Origin of the sequence: Carboxydothermus pertinax, assembly GCF_001950255.1 — a bacterium.
GTDB lineage: Bacteria > Bacillota > Z-2901 > Carboxydothermales > Carboxydothermaceae > Carboxydothermus > Carboxydothermus pertinax.
In genome coordinates this window covers 30,969-52,994 of the sequence record NZ_BDJK01000036.1, presented here as the reverse complement: position 1 = coordinate 52,994, position 22,026 = coordinate 30,969, and the positions used below count along the sequence as shown (strand labels likewise).

Sequence of the window (22,026 nt, the reverse complement as noted above, 5' to 3'; positions counted from 1 at the left end):
CACTTTAATAATACCCGAGGGATACCCACCTTTTTCAATGCCTGTTTTAGCTTAAAAAAATATTGTGAACGATTCTCTGGCCTATCTACAAATGAGTTGAATAAGTAGGCTTGTCAAAATAAGGGAGAATTATTTATAATATAATAAAAATAATTAAAAAACACAAAGGGGAGTAGCCGCCCGGTTATCCGGGAGGAAGAACCGACAGACCCGGCATTATGCCCGGTTCTTTCACGAAAGGCAAGACCTTTGTACCTAAAGATTATTGTTTAGGTATAAAGGTCTTATTTTTTTATAAACTAAAAATTGTTAAAGAAAGAGGTGGGGTTTTGATGACTATAGTTTTACTTATTGGAAGTTTACTGTTTATTCTGGGGGGAGCAGTTTTATTTACTAATGGTGTAGAATGGCTTGGGAAAAAGTTTAACTTAAATGAAGGAACGGTAGGAAGTGTCTTGGCGGCTGTGGGCACGGCGTTGCCGGAAACGATGATTCCGATAATTGCTATTCTTTTTGGGGCAGGTGCCGATGCCCATGCTATAGGGGTGGGAGCTATTTTAGGGGCTCCTTTTATGTTAAGTACTGTTGCACTGTTTTTAGCAGGCCTATCAGCCCTTTCCTTTAAAAAACGAGCAAATCGTCACGAACTTATGGTAAACGGTGCTGTTTTTAAACGGGATCTAATGTTCTTCTTGCCTCTTTATGCTTTAGCTCTCTTGGCTTCTTTTTTACCGTATGCAGGTAAAGTCATTGTGGCACTGGTGCTGGTAGGGGCTTATGCTTATTATTTAAAGATAACAATAACTGCTCCGGCTGGTGAAGAAAACTGCCACGAGTTAGACCGCTGCTACTTTGCTCCCCGGCATGAAGTGCCGCCTACCTTTGCTATTATTGCCCAGGTGGTGGTGGCTTTAGCGATGATAGTTTTAGGAGCTGACGAATTTGTTAAAGGGATTGAAGCGGTAGCCAAATCAGCAGGGATTCCGGCCCTGGTTCTCTCTTTGGTAATCGCACCTATTGCTACTGAGCTTCCGGAAAAGTTTAACTCGATAATCTGGATACGGGATCAAAAAGATACCTATGCTTTAGGGAATGTTACCGGGGCAATGGTGTTTCAGAGCACTTTGATTCCTGCCTTTGGTATTGTATTTTCCGACTGGCACTTGGATTTCTATGCCGGGCTTTCGGGGGTGCTGGCGTTAATGGCAGGTTTACTTGCTTACCTTGGCTACCGTTTTAGAAAGAAGCTCTCCGCCAGGCTTTTACTGGTAAATGGTCTCTTATACCTGGTGTTTATTTATTTTGTTGTGCAAGGTTAATCGGCCAGTGATTGATTTAGGTAGGTTTTGACTACTCTGTTTTGTTTATCAAGTTCTACCATTACTCCAAATACATAATGTTCCCGAAAATGGTAGCGGGGTTCTAAAAGATAGATTTTTCGTCCGGTGGGGGTATCTTTAACCTTAATGTAGATAAACTTGGCAAAGTTCATAAACGCCTTTGCCTCAGGAGTGGAAAGGGCAACCCTTGATTCTTCCGGGATTGTGGAAGATTCAAGGGTTTTTGATTTTAATACTTTGCCGGTTAAAAACTTAGCTTCTCCTTGATGGATTATTTTGCCCTCTTGGGCTACGTACCGCCAGGAAAAAAAGTCGAGCGGATCGGGATAAACGGTTATTTTTGCGTGGGGATAAAGGGAAGTTACCTTTTGCCATAAATGGTACTGGATTTGCCAGCGGGCACCAATATAAAGTAAGAGTATCACCAGTATAGTTAGAAAAACCTTCTGGGGGGATCTTCCCAGCCACAGGAAAAGAAAGCCTCCAGCAAATATTAACAATATATACAGGTCGATAATCATTAAAATATCATAAGAATAAAGCTTTTTTGATAGAGGCCAAAAAAGGGCTGTTCCATAGGAAGTAAGTAGGTCCAGGCCTACATGGATAAAACCGGATAAAAGGGCAATACCAAGGAGGTAGTTAAAATTTACTCCACGGTTAAAAAAGTAGGCAATAAATGCTGAAAGAAAGGATAAAGCAACTACTCCCCAGGGTGCGTGGGTCAGGGTACGGTGGTATTCAAAATATTTTAATGGCCCAAGGGCACTGGTGACAAAATCAATGTCCGGGGCTTCGGAAGCTAAAACCGAAGCTAAGGTGATAGCTTTTGTCAGGGTAGGGTCAGCAGTTGCTGGCAGAATAGCTTTGGCTAGAGCATAGCCAATTAAACCGTGGGTTAGGTTATCCATATTATACCTCCTATGACGGTGGCCTTTTGGAAGCTGGAAGATTGAGGTTAGAAGTTGGAATAAAAAAACTTAACCTGATATATATTTTAATTTATTTTTTCCAAAAAAAATAGCGGGGTTGTACCCGCTATTTTCGTAAGTCATGGAGCATTTCTTCGTATTGTTCTTTGGTTATTTCTCCCCGGGCGTATCTTTCCTTTAAAAGATCCTCCGGGGATTTCCCGGGGACCGCTTTATTTATAATATCGTTTCGAGTAAGAAGTTTGAAGATGAAATAAATTACTACCGCCCAAAAGAGAAACATTAAAATCATCATAAAGATACCTCCCAACATGTTCCATGGAGTTAGCCGATCCCAGAAATACCACATCATACTTATCACCCCTTATTTTTTAAGATCTTCTAAAGCTTTTAAATAATCTTCCCTGGTTATTTCCCCTCGAGCATACCGTTCTCTTAAAATTTCTTCTGCTGAAGAGCGGTGGTTTGTATGGGAAACATGATGGCCGCAGCCGCCCATGGGAAAGAAGATGCCAAACCGGCGGAAAATCAGGGCTGCTACCACTATAACAGCTAAAAACAAAAGTAGATTTATTAGAAAACTGCCGGGGTAATAACCATAACCATAGCCAAATCCCGGGAAAAATCTCCACATCATTAATATCGCCTCCTTTTAAGTTTATTATAAAACCTAATTGTTACCAAAGTGTTTCGTGATTATTGCAGTTTAACAGAAAAAATATTTCTTTGGCTGTCACAAATTAGGAGTTAAAATCGTCTTAGATGTAGAAAAGGCGATAAAGGAGGGAGAGGGTGGAGCACGGTATAGTTGAAACCCTTTATAAGGAAATGTATACCAAACTTACCTTCAGGATTAAAAGTATTGTAAAAAGGGTAGATATAGCCGAAGAACTGGCTCAGGAGTGTTTTGCCAGGCTACTTAGGGAAGATATAAACAATATAAATAATCCTGTTGGTTGGCTTTTTAAAGTGGGAGAAAATCTTGCCTATGATTATCTCCGGCGTGCCCGGGAGATTCCGCTGTTAGAAGGAGCGCAAACTTCCGGAATTAATTTTATAGATGAGGTGGAACTGGTGAAAGAAGCTCTGGCAACCCTTACCGAGGAAGAACAAAAACTATTACTTTTACGGGAGAAGGGCTATAAATACAAGGAGATAGCCCAAAAATTAGGGATTAAGGAAAGCTCGGTGGGGCAGAAACTCTGCCGGGCACAGGCCCGGTTTAAAAAAAGTTATTTAAAATTATCTGGAGGTGAGTAATTTGAAGGGCTGTTGTTTGGATGAGGGGCTTTTAATGGCTTATGTGGATGATGAGCTAAAATTAGGGGAAATGAGGAAAGTAGAGGAACACCTTGAAGAGTGCTTGAAATGCCGGGATAAGTTTAACGAAATTAAAGCTACCAAAAAATTTACCGCGGCAAAGCTTTCGCTTTTGACTGGCGGCGAAAAGGTTAAAACGCCAAGCCTTAGGAGAAAATTCTGGCAAAATGCAATTTTACCCCGGGTGGCAGCGGTAGCGGCGGCCGCTTTAATCCTGAGCGGGGCGCCAACGATAGCCGATGAACTTTACACCTTTTTCCGAGCTGAAAAGGTCGAAGTAGTATCGGTTAATGCGGTGGACCTGGAGAAACTTTCCGATATTTTTAATAAGGTAGGGGTAAGCAAAATAGAAGGACTTATTGAGGTTAAAAGAGAGATGACTTTAAAACCGCGGGATTTGGCTCCCAATGATATTAAAAATATCCCGGCTTCTTTAAATCCCGTTCCGGAAAATTTACCTTCAACTTTGGAAAAACATGCGCAATTGAATAATTTATACCAAGGGGAAGGATTTAAATTAACAGTGAAAGTTAATGTTAAGGAGATGAACAGGCAGCTGAAATTTTTGGGAGCCAAGAAGCTATTTCCGGAAATCCTGGAGGGGAAAGAGTTAAACATCAGCGTAAACCCTGGTTACCGGGCCAATTACAACCTCACAGGTGGCGGTAATAATGGTGGTTATCTTAGCATTACTCGTCAGGCAGTACCGGAAATAAAAACCCGGGCCAGGATTACGCCGGAAGAAATTGCCGAAGTTCTCTTAGAGCTGCCGGGGATCCCCGGAGACCTAAAAAGCTCTCTGGCAGGACTTGCCGGTGATTTAAACAGCGCCCTGGTGATACCGGTTTACAAGGGAACATTGGTGGAAGATGTTAAAATCGCCGGTGTAACCGGAAAGATGCTTGAACAATCGGGGGGAAGCTATCGGGTGCTGGTGTTTTTAAAGGGGGGAATTCTTACCGTAATTGAAAGCTCTCTTGATAAAGAAACCCTTTTAGAAGTAGCAAGGGGGCTTAGCTGGTAACATGGTATTAGAAAGTGTCGATTTAACAAAATATTATGGCCGGGAAATAGGGTGCCGGAACATTTCTCTGGGGGTTTCCCCCGGAGAAATCTTTGCTTTTTTAGGGCCAAACGGTGCCGGGAAAAGTACCTTTGTGAAAACTGCCTTAGGCTTATTAAAACCTACCTTGGGGACGATACGGCTTTTTGGGAAAAGCCCGGAAGACTTGCACGTCCGTCGTAAGGTAGGCTATCTCCCGGAGAATATTCGCCTGCCGGAGTGGATGACGGCAGAAGAGCTTTTGCGCTTTCACGGGAAACTCCTCTACCTTCCAGATAAAAAGTTAAAGAGAAGAATAGAAGAGGTTTTAACCCAGAACAAGCTTTGGGAGCGAAAAGATAGTAGAATCAAGACCTATAGCCAGGGGATGCGCCAGCGGCTGGCCCTGGCAGTGGCCTTATTAGGAGAGCCAGAACTTTTATTTTTGGATGAACCAACATCGGCTCTGGATCCGGTAGGCCGGATTGAAGTCCGGGAAATTATCACTGACCTTAAAAAACAAGGAGTAGCAGTATTTTTAAACAGCCATCTTTTATCAGAAGTGGAAATGGTAGCCGATAGTGTAGCAATTATTAATCGCGGGGAAATAAAAGCCCGGGGAAAACTCGCGGAACTTTTATCCGGACGCGGGATTTTAATCCGCGGGGAAATTCCCGAAGCTCTTCTTAAAAAACTAAAATCCCAGTACCAAACCGGGGAAGCCCCAAATGGGTTAAAGCTTTTGGGTGTAAGCGAAGAAGAAGTACCGGCAATGATGCGGGAATTGGTCCTCGGGGGAGCTAATATTTATGAGGTTCGGCCGTTTAAAGCGGCGCTCGAGGAATTATTTATCCAAGCGGTGGAGGGCAAAAATGGGGCAGATAATTAGTTATACCTTAAGGGAAGCGGTGCGCAGGAAAACTCTTTTGGTAATTGTCATTTTAGCGGCGGTTTACCTTGTTCTTTTCGGTACAGGCCTTTATTTTATCAGCGAGAATTTAAAAATTTATAAAAACCCTACTCCTGATCTGGCTTTACAGCATTATATTCTCTTAAATTTTTTCTTTTCCTTTGGCTTGTTTTTCGCCTCCTTTGCAGTAAACGTAATAGCGGTATTTAGTGCGGTTGGGGCGATTTCCGGAGAATTAGAAGCCTGGCTTTTACAGCCGCTACTGGTACGCCCCATAAAAAAATGGGAGGTATTTTTGGGAAAATTTCTTGGCTATGGTCTTTTGGGCATGGTTGCGGCAATGGTTTTAATCTTTGCACTGGTAGCCGAGTTTTACGTTATTACAGGTTTTATCCCCCAAAATGTCTGGCTTGCAGGACTTATCTTAAGCGGCATGCCGCTTATTTTAACGGCGGTGACGTTGACCGGGTCGGTACGGCTGTCGCCGGTGGCTAACGGTTTTTTTGCTTTTACCCTGTATATGGCCTCGCTGGTTGGAGGGATGATGGAACAGGTGGCAAGCTTCTTTCCCGGACAAACGAAAATTTTGCAAGAAATCGGTCTTTTAACCAGTATTATCCTTCCTACCGACGCTATTTACCGCAAAGGGGTGTCGTATATTTTTTCTGGAGTTAGCAACTTTGCCGGACCTTTAGCCTTATTTGGCAGCGCCAATCCCCCAAGCTTATACTTTATCGGCTATACGCTTCTTTACCTGGTGGGAGTGGTAATTCTAGGAATAAATCTTTTTAATAAACGGGAGGCAGCATAGAAAATTTAAAAAATTAAAACTTTTTCAAAGGGGCTTGACAGGTGGTAGTTTCGAATTTAAAATCAAACTCAGTTTATATGAACTAAATAGCGGCGATGACATAGATCGCCTCTTATCAAGAGTGGCGGAGGGACTGGCCCGATGAAGCCCGGCAACCGGCCAAATATTTGGCAATGGTGCCAATTCCTGCGGATGATATTCCGGGAGATAAGAGGAGGAGTAAAAACCCTCTTCTATCCGGAAGAGGGTTATTTTTTTGCAAAAGAGGTGGTAATAGTGATTATTATTAAAAACTTAAGCATCACTTATTCCGGTAAAAGAGATTTAACGGCAGTAGATAACGTCAATTTAGAAATAAAAAAAGGTGAAATCTTTGGCATCATCGGTTTATCCGGTGCAGGAAAATCGTCATTGTTACGGGCAATAAACGGTCTTGTCCGACCTACGGCCGGAGAAGTTTGGGTGGACGGAGTGGAGATTACCGGCCTTAAGGCTAAAGAGCTTTTAAACTTACGCCAGAAAATCGGAATGATCTTTCAGCATTTTAACCTCTTGGATTCCCGTACCGTTTTTGGAAATGTGGCCTTTCCTTTAGAGATAGGGGGTTATCCAAAAGATCAGATTAAAAAACGGGTTATGGAAGTCCTGGAGCTGGTGGGGCTTTTGGATAAAGCGGATAGCTATCCAAGAGAACTTTCCGGCGGACAAAAACAACGGGTGGGGATTGCCCGGGCGATTGCCGCAAACCCGAAAATTCTTCTCTGTGATGAACCCACTTCTGCTTTGGATCCGCAAACTACGGGGCAGATTTTAAAGTTGTTGAGCGAAATTAACCAAAAACTTGGGATTACTATAGTTATTATTACCCATGAAATGCGGGTGATTACCGAAATCTGTGACCGGGTGGCAGTAATGGACAACGGACGGGTGGTAGAAGAAGGGAGAGTTACCGACGTCTTTTTAAACCCCTGGCATCCTATTACCAAAGAGTTTGTCAATACCGTAATAAGTCGTGATTTACCTGAAGAGGTTCTGCTTCAAGCCCGGGATAAAAGAGTTGACCGGGAAGTACTTTTGCTTCGGTTTGCCGGCAATACCGCCGGTGAGCCGGTGGTGTCCAGGATAATTAAAGAAACGGGCGTGGATTTAAGTATTCTTTATGGCAATATCGGTCATTTAAAAGAGGTTCCCTATGGAGTTTTAGCGGTAGAAATTTTTGGTGATGAAAGGAAAAGAGCCCGGGTACGGCAAATTTTAACCGAGCTTTCGGTAAAAATGGAGGTGGTGTAGAAGTGGGATTTTGGCCGGAAATATTAAAGGCTACGTATGAAACTCTTTACATGACAGGGCTAGCCCTTTTTTTTGCAGCGGTAATCGGTATTCCCTTGGGAGTTTTCTTAAATGTTGTTTCAAGCGGTGGGATAATGCCTAGACCTGTAGTTTATAATTTTTTGGGTTCAATAGTAAATGTCTTGCGCTCGGCGCCTTTTGTAATCCTGATGCTGGCGGTTACTCCTATAACCCGCCTCATTGCTGGAACGTCTATCGGTAGCAGTGCAGCGATAGTACCTTTAACGATTGGGGCGGCTCCCTTTGTTGCCCGGTTAATTGAGGCCAATCTCCGGGAAATTGATCCCGGGGTTGTGGAAGCTGCCCGGGCCATGGGGGCTAATACGCGCCAGATTATTTTTAAAGTTCTCCTGCCTGAAGCGCGTAGCGGGATTATCTTAAGCCTGACCAATACGGCTATAGCTATTATTGGTTATTCGGCCATGGCCGGAGCCATTGGTGGCGGGGGGCTGGGAGACCTCGGAGTCCGGTATGGCTACATGCGGTTTCAAACGGATGTGATGCTTATAACTGTGGCTATTTTGGTGGCTCTGGTGGAGATGGTGCAGGCTACGGGCAATTTTTTGGCCCGTAAATATAAAACAAAATAATTAAGGAGGAGGAGTTAAGATGAAAAAAGTTTTGGTAGCTTTAGTGTTAATTTTAACCCTGGGCCTTTTTGGCTGCGGAAGCCAAAAAGCTACAGAAAAAGTTTTAAAAGTTGGGGCGACCCCGGTACCCCATGCGGAAATTTTACGGCAGGTGCAGCCGATTTTAGAAAAGGAAGGCATCAAACTGGAGATTATCGAGTTTACCGACTATGTAAAGCCCAATATCGCTTTGGCGGAAAAAGAGCTGGATGCCAACTATTTTCAGCATGTGCCGTATTTAGAGCAGTTTAACAAAGACCGGGGACTTAACCTTACCTGGACCGTGAAAGTTCACTTTGAGCCGATGGGGCTTTATTCCAAAAAGGTAAAGAGTATTAATGAGTTTAAACCTGGAGCCAAAATAGGTATTCCAAACGATCCTACCAACGGTGGGAGGGCTCTGGCTCTCTTAGAAAAAGCAGGTCTTATAACCTTAAAACCGGGCCTTGGGATTAAAGCAACGGTAAAGGATATAACTTCCAAGAAAGTGGATGTGGTGGAATTAGAAGCAGCCCAGCTGCCGCGGTCCTTAGATGACCTCGATGGGGCGGTAATTAACGGTAACTATGCCCAGGAAGCCAAGCTTTCTCCTAAAGATGCGTTAATTGCCGAAGATGCCAATTCGGAAGCGGCCGAGACTTTTGGCAATGTTTTGGCTGTGCGCAAAGGTGATGAAAATCGCGAAGAAATTAAAAAACTGTCCGAAGCTTTAAAGTCCGAAGAAATCAAGAAATTTATCAATGAAAAGTACAATGGGGCGGTAGTGCCTTTAAATTAATTTTGCATAAAAACCAAAAAAGCCTCCATGCTAATTAAATGGAGGTGATAAAATGCTTATACCTTTTGACCCCTGGCGGGAAATGTTAAATTTTAAAAATCAGATGGAGAGGTTTTTTGAGCGGGGGGATTTTTTCGAACCTTTTACCCCTTCCAGAATTTTTGCTCCCAAGGTAGAAATTTTTGAAGAGGGGGCAGACGTAGTTGTTCGGGCGGAAATACCGGGACTTAATGCCAAAGAAGATCTTGAAGTAATTGTGGAGCCGGAAAGCCTCACCTTAAGAGGCGAGATCCGGGATGAGCGGGAGCACAAACAGGAAAGATTCTACCGAAGTGAACGTTACTACGGCAAATTTTCAAGAACTATCGCTCTACCGGCGGAAGTTGAACCGGATCATGCCCGGGCTTCTTACCAAAATGGTATTTTAGAGGTACGGATGAAAAAATCCGGCAAAAATAATCCCCGGGCTCGCCGCCTGGAAATCCAGTGAATAAAAGGGACGGTTCTATGAGCGTGCTATTTCTACGCATCCTAGAACCGTCCCTTATCTTTTAATAGGTCACAAGTAACGTTCCTTCACCGCCGTGGGTGGCGAGGACCGGACTTAATTCGGATAAAATAATTTTTTTCGGTTTTAGCCGTTCTAACAGTTTTTCTTTTAACAAAAGAGCGTCTTCTAAGGCTCCCGCATGGGTGATGCCGATAATTTTTTCTTCAAAATTTTTGCCGTGTTGCTCGGCAAGTTCAATTAATCGTTGAATAGCCTTTTTTCTTCCCCGAACATTTTCCAAGTGACCGATTTCACCCTCAGGTGTCCTATGAAATATGGGCTTTATATTTAAAAAATTAGCCATTAATTCTTTCATCCGGGAAACCCGTCCGCCTTTGACCAGATTTTCCATAGTTTCCACGGTAAAAAAGAGGCGGTGCTCTTCTTTAAATTTTTCCACCCGGTGTAAAAGTTCTTCCCGTTCACAGCCTTCCTTTAACCACTCCGAAACCCTAAGGGCTAAAATTCCAAGGCCGAGAGAACTTGTTTTAGAATCAATAACCGTAATTTTTTTGCTGATCATTTCTGCTGCTATTTTGGCATTTTGCCAAGTTCCTGAAAGTCGAGAGGATAGCCCTAAAAATACCACCTCACCGGCATTTTCCAAATGATGGACCGCATTTTTAAACGCTTCTAAAAAATGATGGGGTGAAGGTTGACTGGTTTTGGGTAATTCTACATACTCTTTCATCCGCGCTAAAAACTCTTTAGCAGAAATTTCTAAGCGGTCAAAATAACTCTTGCCGTCGGGGAAATTAACGGAAAGAGGAATAATCTCAATTCCCTCTTCTTTTACAATCTCTTCGGGTAAATCTAAGGTACTGTCGGTAAAAATTTTAAACTTGCGCAAATTGTAAAACCTCCAACAAATAATTAATTATCTTAAATATACAAAAAATATCGAAATATGTCAAAAATTATTATCTTATGGCTTTAACCAGAGAATACTTTTGAAAATAAACAACCGTTAAAGCTGAGATAATAAAGGGAATTACCACTAAAAGCTTTAGTGAAAAAGCAAGACTGGTGTAGTCAGCAATGGTACCAGTAAGCATAGCACCCATTCCTCCAAGACCGAACGCCAGACCCATCATCATCCCGGAAACCATTCCGGCGTTTTCCGGAATTAAATTCTGCCCCATCACAATGGTGGCCGGGAACGACATGTTTAAAAGAAAGCCAGTTAAAAGCATACCAAACCAGGAAAGCGGGGGTGGAGTGAAAAACATTATAGCTAAGGTTATTCCGGATAAAAGAAAAGTAGAAAGCAGGGTAAATTTTTCTCCGTGCTTTTCACTGACAAAACCACCCGCTACCACCCCTCCTGTTCCTGCCAAAAGGTAGGCCGAGAGGAGAATACTACTTTGGTTGGCCGAAAGTCCCTGATGCAGAAAATACTGAATAGAATAGTTACCAAGGGCAACTTGCACCCAGGCTCGGCCCCAAACAATTAAATTTAGTAGCAGGAGGCCCAAAAAAGCGCTTTTTATTGTAGCCCGAAAGGAGGGCAGAGCTTCCTTACGCTCTTCGTGGGGCATGGGCAGCTTATGGCTTTTTGTTAGATAAAGAAAGATTAAGGCTAAAAATACGGGCAGGGAAAAAAGAAAAAGCCCTTTTCGTCCTAATACTTCCACTACCGGTACCAGAATTACCGGGGCTAAGGAGTAACCGATATTACCCCAGGTGACATAAAAGGAAACGGCAGTGTTTTTCTTTTCGCTGATGCTGGTAGTGAGCACAGACCCTAAGGGGTGGTAAAGGGCTGAACCGAGGGCTCCTAAAGTAAAAAGGATTAAAACAAGATAAAAATTTTGAAACAGGCCGGTAGCAGTAGTAAGTAAACCCATTACCAAAAGGCTTAATAAAAGATAGGCGCTTTTTCCCCGTTTATCCACTAGGTAGCCCAAATACGGTTGCATTACCGAGCCAGCAAACGAAACTACCGCCACCAAAATCCCCTGGCGGGTGAGGCTTAAGTTTAAATCCCGGGCTAAAAGATACATCGTTGAAGCTAACACATTGGCGTAAAAATCTATCCAGAAATGGCCGAAAGCAATAGCATAGCGAATTTTGCTGTAATTCAAATTCTCTCCCTCCTGTCCAACATTACTATTAAAACACATTTTTTAAAAAGAAAAAACCCCGAAGCGTCAAAACTTCGGGGAAGGAGGGAGGGGGGTTACTGGATATCTATTTTAAATCCTTTTTGGCTACCTTGGGCTTTTTTTAGACGGATATTAAGGATACCATTTTTATATTCGGCACTGGCTTTTGCCGGTTCGACTTCTACTGGCAGGTAGACTACCCGTTCAAAACTTCCGCTAAATCTTTCTTTGCGGTAGTACCGGTCGCTTTTAGCTTCAGTCTCGTCTTGAACTTGACCTTTGAGGATTAAGTAGTCGTTTTGTACGTAAAGCTCTATTTGGTTTTTATCTTCAATACCGGGAAGTTCTGCTTTGACTAATAGTTCTTCGCCTTCATCTAAAATATCAATCCTTGGGAGAGAAAGACTTCGGTTAATAGGGGTAAAGGCTTCGGCAAACCAGCGGTTTAAGTCAAAGATTTCTTTAAAAGGATCAAATCTCATCAACATAGCGACCACCTCCTAGAGGGATTTTTTATTTTAACTATCTTTGACCTTTCCGATAATAATTATTGACCTTTTTTGACCAAAACTCAATGAGTAAATATAGCCATTAAATTGAAAAAACTAACAATATCAACGCATATCTTTAAAAATTAACTTATTACTAAAAATATCTTAAAATTTTTCCGATAAACTCTCTAAGTCAATACCCAATAAAAAAGGCGGCAAACTTGCCGCCTCAAGGGTATATATTAAGTGGCTTTGGGGGCATTGGTTATGACTTTTACAATTCCATAAATACCTATTATTAATAAGATGCCCTGGATTATTAAGTTTTCTAAAGTAGGGTAGAAGCTTATAAAACTTATACTGAAATCGCCCAGTTTGGTTTCTGAAATCCAGCCGATTTCTGCCAGCTCATGGATGCCGTACCCAGCAAATTTTACAGTAAGGTAGTACAAAAGAATTCCGGTGGCCAGGAAGAAGGGGCGGATAGGGACCTTAACCCCGAGTTTGATAATGGCGTAAACCAGGACGGCAAGTCCAAGTACTCCGCTTAAAAGTCCAGTCCAGAACCCTGCAGGGCTTACCTGGTGGTAAAGGGCTGTGTAGAACAACACCGTTTCAAAACCTTCCCGAAATACAGCCAGAAACGCTACCCAGAAAAACGACCAGTAGCTTTTTCTTAAAAGAGCCTGACTGGCAGTATCCTTAATAAACTGCTCCCATTTTTGGGTATTGGCCTTGGAGATAAGCCAGAAACTTACGTAAAAGAGTAGTATTGCCGCAAGGATTGAAGAAAAGCCTTCCAAGGCAGCAGGAGGCAAGATTTTACCAGCGGCTGATAAGAGAAAAAGGGCAACTAAGACACTGCCGAGAGCGCCGGCAAAGGCCCCCAAAATTAAACTTCCCTTAAGGCTTTCTTGCCCGGCTTTTTTAATAAAGGCATAGAGGGCACCAATAATTAGAAAAGCTTCAAAGCCTTCCCGCAGTAGAATTAAAGCGCTGTCAAATATTCCGGTAAAGCCTTCTTTCTTTTCCGCCGAGGGAAAAGCAGATACGAGCTTTTCATAGTATTCAGTTAATTCTTCTAGATTTTTTTCCCCGGCGTATTTAACTATTTTGGGTAGATATTCTTCCGATTCTTCATAAAGTTTGGGGCTTATTTCTTTAATTTCAGCTTCTTCTTTTGTAAAAAACTTTGCTAATTTTCCAGATAACTCCTGAGCTTTTCCCCATTCGCCTTCTTTTGCTTCTTGATGAAGCTTATCAAGCATTTGTTTGTATTCGGCTAGAGGGTCTTCCGCCAAAGCAGTTACGGAAAAGGTTAAAGTAATTAAGGCAAGGACTGCAAGAAAAAAGGAAATTTTTTTAAGCATATTACAACCCCCTTGAAAGTGAAAATCATTTTCAATTAAATTATAAGTAAAATAATCGGATTAGTCAAGAAGGTGAATCGCGTTCAATGGCGAATTTTTGCACCTATCTAAAAAATAAAGAAAAAAGAGGGGGAAAAGGGATGAACGGAGATTTGCTGGAACTTTTACGTAACGATACTTTTTGGAGTTTTATGGGGATGGAGCCCCTGCGGGTGACTCCAAAGGAAGCTGAGCTCAAGATTAGTTTAAAACCGCATCACTTTCAAACTTTTGGGGTGGTGCATGGCGGGGTATTTGCGGCTATTATTGATGCAGCGGTAGGGGCTATGGTGGTAGCTGATATGGCCGAAGAACAAAGAATGGCTACAGTTGAACTCAAAGTAAATTATTTAAAACCCGGACTTGGCGGTGATATTGTGGCTCGTGCCCGTCGGATAAGCAGTGGAAATAGGGTTGTAGTTGGCGAAGTAGAGGTGTATAGTGATAAGCAAGAACTTTTAGCCATTGGTATTGCCACTTATTTAGTGTGGTAAACTAAAACGATGGGGGGCGAGTCTTTTGACTCAAGATGGCCAAGTTTATTTATGCGAGATTTGCGGTAATAAAGTGGAAGTTTTAGAGAGTGGTAAGGGGCAGCTTGTTTGCTGTGGCAAGCCTATGGTTTTGGTTTTACAGGATAAAAAGTAATTCAAACTACCGGGAGTTTCCCGGTTTTTTATTTTTTAAACATTAGAAGTCGATTCATGTCGAGAAAAAAATGAGGATTCATTCAGTAACTGGGTTTAAATATTTAGGTGAGATAAGGTATAATATTTATCGAACAATATAAAAATTCAAAATATTAAAAAAAGAGAGAAAAGTAAAAGGAGGAGAAAAGGGATGGGAGAGCCTGTTTGGCTTAAATCTTATGAGGAAGGAGTTCCACATTCTTTAAATTATCCTGATAAGACAATAGCCCAAATAGTTGATGAGATAGCAGCTAAAATGCCGGGCCACAAAGCTCTTATTTTTTACCAGAAAGAAATAACTTACGGGGAGTTAAAGCTTTATACCGATCTTTTAGCAGCGGCTTTAGCCCGAGATGGGGTTAAGAAAGGCGATCGCGTGGCTTTAATGGCCCCTAATACACCGCAGTATGTGATTACTTATCTTGCAGTACAAAAAATAGGGGCAATTTTGGTTCAGGTAAACCCGATGTACGTGGAAAGGGAGCTATTACACATTTTAAACGATTCTGGGGCAAAAGTTATTGTAGCTATGCGTAACCTCTATTCCCGGATAAAGGCAGTAGAAAGCCAAACAAATTTAGAAAAAATTATCTTATTTGATTTTACTTCCTATGAGGTACCCGAAGGAGCGGTAGATTTTGAAGCTTACGCTAAGTCGGCGTTTGGCCTTGCGGTGGAGACCCCGCTTATAGATTATGTAAATGACCCTGCGGTTTTACAGTACACTGGCGGAACGACAGGGATTGCCAAAGGGGCTACCTTAACCCACCGCAACGTGCTGGCCAATCCCATGCAGGTTACGGCCTGGATGCCTTCCTGTAAATTTGGTAAGGAAGTAGTTTTAGGGGTTCTACCTTTTTTCCATTCTTATGGCATGAGTGTGGCGATGAACTTTTCCCTGATCAATGCAGGAACGCTGGTGCTTTTACCCCGCTTTGAAATTAATGAAGTGATGAACATTATTAAAACTTTTCGGCCTACGGTTTTTCCCGGGGTACCTACTATGTATATAGCAATTAATAATTATCCCAACGACGGGAGCTATGGTATTAACAGCATAAAAGACTGCATCTCCGGCTCAGCTCCTCTCCCCATGGAGGTAGCTTTGAAGTTTGAGGAACTTACCGGAGGGCACTTAGTAGAAGGCTACGGTTTATCCGAGGCTTCACCGGTTACCCATTGTAATCCTTTAGGGGGAAAACGAAAGGTTGGTTCTATTGGTTTGCCTTTTCCCGATACTTTTGCCAAAATTGTTGATCCCGAGGATTATACCCGGGAGTTACCCCCTGGAGAAATTGGGGAGCTGGCAGTAAAAGGGCCGCAGGTGATGAAAGGCTACTGGAATATGCCCGAGGAAACGGCCAGGGTACTAAAAGATGGCTGGCTTTATACCGGGGATATGGCCCGGATGGATGAAGATGGGTATTTTTATATTGTTGACCGGAAAAAAGATATGATTATAGCCAGCGGTTATAATATTTATCCCAGGGAAGTGGAGGAAGTACTGTTTGAGCATCCTAAGATTAAGGAAGCGGTAGTGGTAGGGATACCTGACGAATACCGGGGCGAAACGGTAAAAGCCTATATTGTTTTAAAAGATGGTGAAACAGCTACTGCTGAAGAAATCATCGCCTTTTGTAAAGAAAGGCTGGCGGCCTACAAAGTTCCAAAGAAGATTGAGTTTAGGGCAGAATTACCCAAAACTGCGGTTGGTAAGGTTTTGCGGCGGCAATTAAGAGAAGAAGAATTAGGCCGAAAATGATAAAAAAGGGACAGTCCCTAAAATTACCGTACAAGGATAATTTGGGGACTGTCCCTTATCTATTTATATAAATATCACAAATAGTGGTATTTATTTTTGTTATAGAAAGTTACCGTAGTCACAAAATAGAGCGGAAAAAACGGGGATTTTAAAAATAAGTTCGGGGTGAAGAGAGTAATTTAAGAAGAAATTCAGTGTAAGAATTAATAATTTAAAATAAAACCATAAGTTTATCAAATAATAAACCTAATTGACCATAAATGTTTAAAAAATTATGATTTTAGTAGAAAAGCACGGGAAATACCCGGAATAAAATTGAGAACATAATCACAAGCAGGAGGTGCCGAATTGATGGCCAACGAGGAACAAAAGACTCCTCTTTTGGATCAGTTGGAGGAGGGACGTTGGCCCAGCTTTGTCAAGGAAATTAAAAAAGCTGCGGCCAAAAACAAAAAAGCCGAAGCGCTGTTAGGCCAGCTGGAGCTTTCTTATACGGAAAAGAAAGTTCACTGGAAACACGGCGGAATTGTGGGGGTAAAAGGTTACGGTGGCGGAGTAATTGGCCGTTACTCTGATTTACCAGAGCAGTTTCCCGATGCAGCGGAATTTCACACTATTCGGGTAAACCAGCCGGCAGGGTGGTTCTACACTACCGAGGCTTTGCGCAAGCTTTGCGACATCTGGGAAAAGTATGGCAGCGGTTTAACTAACTTCCATGGTACGACCGGGGATGCAATTCTGCTGGGTATCGATACTGATAAACTGCAGGCTTGCTTTGATGAACTGGCAGAGGCCGGCTTTGACCTGGGAGGCTCCGGTTCAGACCTTAGGACTCCAAGCTGTTGCGTGGGACCTGCCCGTTGCGAGTTTGCTTGCTTTGACACTCTGGATGTTTGCCATGAAATTACCATGGAGTTTCAAAATGAACTTCACCGACCAATGTGGCCCTATAAGTTTAAGATAAAGATTGCTGGTTGTCCCAACGACTGCGTGGCTTCTATTGCCCGGGCTGACCTTTCGGTCATCGGTACCTGGAGGGATGCTATCAGGGTAGATCAGGAGGAAGTAAGAGCATACGTAGAATCGGGATTTGATATCCAGGGGATGGTGGTGGATAAGTGCCCGAAAAAAGCGGTGAAATTTAATGCCGAAACCCGGGAAATTTTTATTGATAATGAGACCTGTACTCGCTGCATGCATTGTATTAACGAAATGCCCAAGGCTTTGAGAGTTGGAAAAGAAGGCGGAGCAACATTATTAATAGGTGCCAAAGCTCCAATTGTTAAGTCGGCTTTTATGTCGTGGGTTATCATACCCTTTATGGAAATGAAACCGCCGTATACCGAACTGAAGGATTTCGTTAGGACCATTACCGATTGGTGGGATGAAAACGGCAAGACCCGGGAGCGGATTGGTGAAACCATTTACCGCCTAGGTATGCCAAAATTTTTACGGGATACCGGGATTAAACCGGTACCGCAAATGGTCACAGCTCCTCGTGCTAACCCCTATTACTTCTGGTATCCCGAGGAGGTGAAGTAAAATGGCAAGAACCGATTTTGGACCTCCCCATTACAGTACCCTTATTCCCGATATTATCAAGGAAAATTATGGTAAATGGTTATATCACGAACAGATCCGTCCGGGGGTTTTAAAGCACGTTTCGGAAACCGGTGCCGAGCTTTATACCGTTAGAGTTGGATCGCCAAGACTTGCCAGCATCGATTTTATCCGGGAAATTTGCGAAATTGCCGATAAATACAGCAAAGGGCATTTAAGGTTTACCAGCCGCCACAATATTGAATTTTTGCTGGATGATCAAGAATTGGTTGAACCCCTTTTACAAGAACTTGCCCAAAGAGGCTTACCGGTGGGAGGGACCGGGCATTCCGTATCCAATATTGTGCATACTCAAGGCTGGGTGCACTGCCATTCTTCAGCTACCGATGCTTCCGGTTTAGTAAAAAGCTTAATGGATGGGCTTTACGACTACTTTGTGGAAAACAAGCTCCCCAACATGGTGCGAATTGCCGTTGCCTGTTGTCTTAATATGTGCGGAGCCGTGCACTGTTCGGATATTGCAATCGTGGGGATACACCGTAAACCGCCTCGAATTGACCACGAAAAGGTTTCAAAGGTCTCGGAGATTCCGTCGGTTATTCAAAGCTGCCCAACCGGCGCTATTAAACCAAATCCCAAGCTAAAATCGGTAGACGTAAACCCAGACAAGTGTATGTACTGCGGTAACTGCTATACCGTTTGTCCGGCTATGCCAATTGCCGACCCGGAAAACGACGGAGTAGCCATCTTTGTGGGCGGTAAAGTTTCCAATGCCCGGACGGCTCCGAAGTTTTCGCGGCTGGCGATACCGTATCTTCCCAATAACCCGCCCCGGTGGACGGAGACGGTGGAGGCAGTAAAACATCTTTTGGAAGTGTATGCTAAAAACGCTCTGCCGGGAGAACGTTACGGTGAGTGGATCGAGCGGATTGGCTGGGAGCGGTTCTTTAAGTTAACGGGGCTTCCATTTACTGAAAAGCATATTGATGACTTTATCTTTGCGCCGACTACCTTTAGAACTACTACTCAGTTTAACTGGTAAGGGGGTCGGTAAAGTGGAAGAGTTAAAGCAAAAAATAATTGATTATCTAAAAACGATAGAAAAGGCAAAAAACAAAGAAGTGGCTCAAGCTTTAGGAGTTTCCAAGGCAGAAGTAGATAAAGCAGTTACCGAATTAGCCAAGGAAGATAAAATCGAGTTTCTTTATCTCGGGACTTCTTATATTAAGTTAAAAGTTTAGCACCTCTAACCTCTTCTCCTCTGCCCTGGGCCGCCCGCCCTGGGCGGCCCATAGAAATCATGCAAAGGATGAAGTCTATGCCTGGTTTTGTGTACCTGGTGGGGGCCGGACCTGGAGATCCGGAGCTTATAACTGTAAAAGGTTTAAACCTTATAAAAAAAGCGGATGTTATAGTCTACGACCGCTTGGTAAATCCCCTGCTCTTAACCTATGCCCGAGAAGATGCGGAACTTATTTTTGCCGGAAAAGCTCCGAATCATCATGAATACCTCCAGGAAGAGATTAACAAGCTTTTAGTGGAAAAAGCCCTGGCGGGCAAAACTGTAGTGCGTTTAAAAGGCGGTGATCCCTTTGTTTTCGGACGGGGGGGTGAAGAAGCCTTAGTGCTTGTCCGGCATGGTATTTCTTTTGAGGTGGTGCCGGGAATAACATCGGCTGTTGCCGTTCCGGCCTATGCAGGGATTCCGGTAACCCATCGGGAAGTAGCAGCTTCTTTTTGCGTAATAACCGGTAATGAGGACCCAAATAAAAAAGAAAGTCAAATTAACTGGGAAAAAGTGGCTTTGGCGACGGATACGCTGGTAGTGTTAATGGGAATGAAAAATTTACCTCAAATAGTAGCCAACCTACTGAAGTATGGCCGCTCTCCCCAAACACCCGTTGCGGTAATCAGGCTTGGGACCCGAGCAGAGCAGACGACAGTTACTGGGTGTCTTCAAGATATTGAAGAAAAGGTAAAAAAGGCTAACTTAAAACACCCGGTAGTTATTGTGGTGGGGGAGACGGTTAAACTTCGGGATCAACTTAACTGGTTTGAGACAAAAAAGTTAAAGACTGAAGGTGTAATACGATGAATACCCAAAAAGCAGTGGAGTTTTTAAAAGGCAGGTTAAATAAAAAATTAATTGCCAGCTTAGAAGTGTGTGCGCACTGTGGCATTTGCAAAGACAGCTGCCACTATTATCGAGCGACTAAGGATCCCGTCCATACGCCGGCCTATAAAGCGGAAAAACTTAGGAAAATTTACCGGCGGTATTTTACCCCGACTGGAAAATTATTGCCCGGCCTGGTGGGAGCGCAGGATTTTGATGAGGAATACGCCCGGGAGTTAAAGGATATTGCCTTTGGTAGCTGTACCATGTGCCGGCGGTGTACCATAAACTGTCCCATGGGTATAGATACCGGGTTAATTGTCAGAACAGCCCGGGCCATGCTGGCAGCAATTAACATGGTACCCCAGAGCTTGAAGGCGGGAGTAGACCTGACTATTGAGTCCGGGAATAATATGGGGGTTACCCGGGAGGAGTTTTTAGAAACAATAGAGTGGCTGGAAGAACAGCTTCAGGACGAGCTTGGGGACTCCAAGGCGAAAATCCCGGTGGATAAAAGGGGTGCCCGGGTGTTGTACATGACGATACCCCTGGAAGTTAAGGTTTATCCTCTTTCCTTTATTGCTCTGGCAAAAATCTTCTATGCTGCCAGGGAAGATTGGACCGTTTCCAGCAAAATGTTTGATGCTACTAATTTGGCATTGTTCTCCGGTGAAGACGAATTGGCAAGGCTTCATGCCCAAAGGCTTAGAGATGCCACTGTAGAGCTTGGGGTAAAGGTACTGGCGATGACCGAATGTGGACATGGCTTTAGGGCCATGCGCTGGGAAGCGGAAAACTGGCTGGGCGAAAAATTCCCCTTTGAGGTAAAGCATGTGGTGGAATTGATCCATGAGTATATTATGTCCGGCCGAATAAAACTTGAACCAGCGCGGAATAACAAGCCGGTAACCTACCATGACCCGTGCAATTTAGCTAGAAACGGTGGTATTTATAAGGAGCCAAGAGAAATCTTAGCAAGGGTAGTCACTGATTTTAGAGAAATGAGCCCAAACGGGGTGGAAAACCTCTGTTGCGGTGGTGGTGGAGGGATGCTGGCCATGACCGATTATGCTAAATCCAGGATAGCAGCGGGTAAACCCAAAGCAGACCAAATAATGGCTACCGGAGCTAAAGAGGTGGTTGCACCCTGCCACAACTGCCTGGTTCAGTTGCAGGATCTTAAAAAACATTACAAAATTCCTGCAAATATTACTGCTTTGTCGGAAGTCGTTGCTAACGCCCTGGTGTTACCCGGGGATGAGAATAAGTAAATAAAAATTTAGAGGAGTGAAAGGGATGTTTATGGTTAATGTCGATCTCGATAAATGCAGCGGTTGCGGTTCCTGTGCAGAGGCCTGTCCGGCAAGATTGTTTGAATTAAAGGGCGATAAGGTGGAAATAGTTTCGGATCCCTCGGAGTGTATGGGTTGTGAAACCTGCACTACTTCCTGCCCGACCGGGGCCGTTACCATTCAAGAACTTTAATAGGGGGAAGAACCCTTGAAACATTTTGTTGCTGGAGTACTTCCTTATCTGACATTTTTAATACTGGTATTTGGGCTTATTTACCGGATAAGAGGTTGGTATGCCTCAAAAGTGAAGTATCAATTAAACCTTTTTCCGGTACCCAGTACGCCTTCAGGCGAAGTCCTTAAAGAAATCCTTTTCTTTAAAACCCTGTATCGCTTTGAGCGCCCGCTATGGGTGATGTCCTACGGATTTCACCTGGGGATATTCTTGATAGTTATCGGGCATATAGCCGGGATAGCCTTTGCCGGGCACCAGTTTACGCTGTTAGGCGCAACTCCGGAACAGAGCGAAAAGCTATCCTTTGCCTTTGGCATGCTTGCCGGCACCCTGGCCTTTTTTGGAGCATTAGCCCTTCTTTTAAGGCGGCTCTCCGGCCAGGTTAAACAAGTTTCCGATCCGTGGGATTATCTTGATATACTATTAATTTTAACAATTGTTACCACCGGCAATGCCATGCGGACACTGGCGCCGGTAGAGCTTTTTACCATAAAAAAATATTTTGCCGATTTATTTAGCTTAAGACCAATTAACTATGATCTTCCCGGGGCTTTTATCCTCCATTATTTCTTTGGACAAATCTTATTAATGTACCTTCCTTTTTCTAAACTATTACACCTGGCGGGAGGGCTTATTAATAAAGCAATTACCTTAACCGGTGACGGCAAGACAAAGCTTATTTGGCTTTCGAAAGGGGGAGGCAAATAA

General features: G+C 43.4%; 26 protein-coding genes and 1 riboswitch. Of the genes, 19 read left to right on the top strand and 7 right to left on the bottom strand.

What is annotated here, in order from left to right; translation table 11 throughout:
* The first annotated feature begins 332 nt into the window (after window positions 1-332).
* Window positions 333-1,319 (top strand): sodium:calcium antiporter, encoded by a 987-nt coding sequence (locus cpu_RS09055; protein ID WP_075859693.1) that lies wholly within the window; start codon window positions 333-335, stop codon window positions 1,317-1,319.
* Here the strand turns inward: cpu_RS09055 and cpu_RS09050 are convergent.
* The 3 genes from cpu_RS09050 to cpu_RS09040 form a co-directional block, all read right to left on the bottom strand.
* Window positions 1,316-2,251: a metal-dependent hydrolase gene (locus tag cpu_RS09050; RefSeq protein WP_075859689.1), complete on the bottom strand. Its 936-nt coding sequence runs from the start codon at window positions 2,249-2,251 to the stop codon at window positions 1,316-1,318. The two genes, cpu_RS09055 and cpu_RS09050, sit on opposite strands and share 4 nt — an antisense overlap.
* A gap of 127 nt (window positions 2,252-2,378) precedes the next feature.
* Window positions 2,379-2,567, bottom strand: coding sequence for an SHOCT domain-containing protein (locus cpu_RS09045; protein ID WP_234970225.1), 189 nt, complete (start codon window positions 2,565-2,567; stop codon window positions 2,379-2,381).
* A 69-nt stretch (window positions 2,568-2,636) separates the two neighbouring features.
* Complete coding sequence (locus tag cpu_RS09040) at window positions 2,637-2,909, bottom strand: SHOCT domain-containing protein (protein WP_075859687.1); 273 nt, start codon at window positions 2,907-2,909, stop codon at window positions 2,637-2,639.
* Window positions 2,910-3,064: 155 nt separating this feature from the next.
* Between cpu_RS09040 and cpu_RS09035 the strand changes: the two genes are divergently transcribed.
* From cpu_RS09035 to cpu_RS09000, 8 genes are all read left to right on the top strand, one after another.
* On the top strand, window positions 3,065-3,532 hold the full coding sequence (locus cpu_RS09035; RefSeq protein WP_075859686.1) for a sigma-70 family RNA polymerase sigma factor: 468 nt from the start codon (window positions 3,065-3,067) through the stop codon (window positions 3,530-3,532).
* A 1-nt stretch (window position 3,533) separates the two neighbouring features.
* Window positions 3,534-4,616, top strand: coding sequence for an anti-sigma factor family protein (locus tag cpu_RS09030; protein ID WP_075859685.1), 1,083 nt, complete (start codon window positions 3,534-3,536; stop codon window positions 4,614-4,616).
* 1 nt (window position 4,617) lies between these two features.
* On the top strand, window positions 4,618-5,523 hold the full coding sequence (locus tag cpu_RS09025; protein ID WP_075859684.1) for an ABC transporter ATP-binding protein: 906 nt from the start codon (window positions 4,618-4,620) through the stop codon (window positions 5,521-5,523).
* Complete coding sequence (locus tag cpu_RS09020) at window positions 5,507-6,355, top strand: ABC transporter permease subunit (RefSeq protein WP_075859683.1); 849 nt, start codon at window positions 5,507-5,509, stop codon at window positions 6,353-6,355. Before cpu_RS09025 ends, cpu_RS09020 begins: the two co-directional genes overlap by 17 nt.
* 109 nt (window positions 6,356-6,464) lie before the next feature.
* Window positions 6,465-6,569, top strand: a riboswitch (SAM riboswitch).
* A 62-nt stretch (window positions 6,570-6,631) separates the two neighbouring features.
* Entirely contained in the window at window positions 6,632-7,645 is a 1,014-nt protein-coding gene (locus cpu_RS09015) for a methionine ABC transporter ATP-binding protein (RefSeq protein ID WP_075859692.1), read from the top strand.
* A gap of 2 nt (window positions 7,646-7,647) precedes the next feature.
* Window positions 7,648-8,295, top strand: a complete 648-nt coding sequence (locus cpu_RS09010; protein WP_075859682.1) for a methionine ABC transporter permease — start codon at window positions 7,648-7,650, stop codon at window positions 8,293-8,295.
* A 19-nt stretch (window positions 8,296-8,314) separates the two neighbouring features.
* On the top strand, window positions 8,315-9,112 hold the full coding sequence (locus cpu_RS09005) for a MetQ/NlpA family ABC transporter substrate-binding protein (RefSeq protein ID WP_075859681.1): 798 nt from the start codon (window positions 8,315-8,317) through the stop codon (window positions 9,110-9,112).
* Between the two features lie 52 nt (window positions 9,113-9,164).
* Window positions 9,165-9,602, top strand: coding sequence for an Hsp20/alpha crystallin family protein (locus cpu_RS09000; protein ID WP_075859680.1), 438 nt, complete (start codon window positions 9,165-9,167; stop codon window positions 9,600-9,602).
* A 61-nt stretch (window positions 9,603-9,663) separates the two neighbouring features.
* Here the strand turns inward: cpu_RS09000 and cpu_RS08995 are convergent, their stop codons facing one another.
* The 4 genes from cpu_RS08995 to cpu_RS08980 all read right to left on the bottom strand — a co-directional run bounded on the left by cpu_RS08995 (window position 9,664) and on the right by cpu_RS08980 (window position 13,628).
* Window positions 9,664-10,512 (bottom strand): DegV family protein, encoded by an 849-nt coding sequence (locus cpu_RS08995; protein ID WP_075859679.1) that lies wholly within the window; start codon window positions 10,510-10,512, stop codon window positions 9,664-9,666.
* A gap of 70 nt (window positions 10,513-10,582) precedes the next feature.
* Window positions 10,583-11,746 carry an MFS transporter gene (locus tag cpu_RS08990; RefSeq protein WP_075859678.1) on the bottom strand — a complete coding sequence of 388 codons (1,164 nt, stop codon included), beginning with the start codon at window positions 11,744-11,746 and terminating at the stop codon, window positions 10,583-10,585.
* Window positions 11,747-11,841: 95 nt separating this feature from the next.
* Window positions 11,842-12,255 carry an Hsp20/alpha crystallin family protein gene (locus cpu_RS08985; protein WP_075859677.1) on the bottom strand — a complete coding sequence of 138 codons (414 nt, stop codon included), beginning with the start codon at window positions 12,253-12,255 and terminating at the stop codon, window positions 11,842-11,844.
* A gap of 245 nt (window positions 12,256-12,500) precedes the next feature.
* Window positions 12,501-13,628, bottom strand: coding sequence for an FTR1 family iron permease (locus tag cpu_RS08980; protein ID WP_075859676.1), 1,128 nt, complete (start codon window positions 13,626-13,628; stop codon window positions 12,501-12,503).
* Between the two features lie 140 nt (window positions 13,629-13,768).
* Here cpu_RS08980 and cpu_RS08975 point away from each other — a divergent pair, with 140 nt between their 5' ends.
* From cpu_RS08975 to cpu_RS08930, 10 genes are all read left to right on the top strand, one after another.
* A complete protein-coding gene (locus cpu_RS08975; RefSeq protein ID WP_075859691.1) occupies window positions 13,769-14,161 on the top strand; it encodes a PaaI family thioesterase in 393 nt (130 codons plus the stop codon).
* Between the two features lie 25 nt (window positions 14,162-14,186).
* The gene (locus cpu_RS08970) at window positions 14,187-14,315 is read left to right on the top strand and encodes a desulfoferrodoxin FeS4 iron-binding domain-containing protein (RefSeq protein WP_075859675.1); all 129 of its coding nucleotides are present in this window, start codon (window positions 14,187-14,189) and stop codon (window positions 14,313-14,315) included.
* 192 nt (window positions 14,316-14,507) lie between these two features.
* The gene (locus cpu_RS08965) at window positions 14,508-16,118 is read left to right on the top strand and encodes a long-chain-fatty-acid--CoA ligase (RefSeq protein ID WP_075859674.1); all 1,611 of its coding nucleotides are present in this window, start codon (window positions 14,508-14,510) and stop codon (window positions 16,116-16,118) included.
* Window positions 16,119-16,469: 351 nt separating this feature from the next.
* Window positions 16,470-17,660 carry a dissimilatory-type sulfite reductase subunit alpha gene (gene dsrA / locus cpu_RS08960; RefSeq protein WP_075859690.1) on the top strand — a complete coding sequence of 397 codons (1,191 nt, stop codon included), beginning with the start codon at window positions 16,470-16,472 and terminating at the stop codon, window positions 17,658-17,660.
* A 1-nt stretch (window position 17,661) separates the two neighbouring features.
* Window positions 17,662-18,720 (top strand): dissimilatory-type sulfite reductase subunit beta, encoded by a 1,059-nt coding sequence (gene dsrB, locus cpu_RS08955; protein ID WP_075859673.1) that lies wholly within the window; start codon window positions 17,662-17,664, stop codon window positions 18,718-18,720.
* Window positions 18,721-18,733: 13 nt separating this feature from the next.
* Complete coding sequence (locus tag cpu_RS08950; RefSeq protein ID WP_075859672.1) at window positions 18,734-18,919, top strand: FaeA/PapI family transcriptional regulator; 186 nt, start codon at window positions 18,734-18,736, stop codon at window positions 18,917-18,919.
* A 77-nt stretch (window positions 18,920-18,996) separates the two neighbouring features.
* Window positions 18,997-19,773, top strand: coding sequence for a uroporphyrinogen-III C-methyltransferase (cobA, locus tag cpu_RS08945; protein ID WP_234970224.1), 777 nt, complete (start codon window positions 18,997-18,999; stop codon window positions 19,771-19,773).
* Complete coding sequence (locus tag cpu_RS08940; RefSeq protein WP_075859670.1) at window positions 19,770-21,062, top strand: (Fe-S)-binding protein; 1,293 nt, start codon at window positions 19,770-19,772, stop codon at window positions 21,060-21,062. The genes cobA and cpu_RS08940 overlap by 4 nt, the downstream gene beginning before the upstream one ends.
* A 25-nt stretch (window positions 21,063-21,087) precedes the next feature.
* Window positions 21,088-21,276, top strand: a complete 189-nt coding sequence (locus cpu_RS08935) for a 4Fe-4S binding protein (RefSeq protein WP_075859669.1) — start codon at window positions 21,088-21,090, stop codon at window positions 21,274-21,276.
* A 15-nt stretch (window positions 21,277-21,291) separates the two neighbouring features.
* Window positions 21,292-22,026 carry a respiratory nitrate reductase subunit gamma gene (locus tag cpu_RS08930; protein WP_075859668.1) on the top strand — a complete coding sequence of 245 codons (735 nt, stop codon included), beginning with the start codon at window positions 21,292-21,294 and terminating at the stop codon, window positions 22,024-22,026.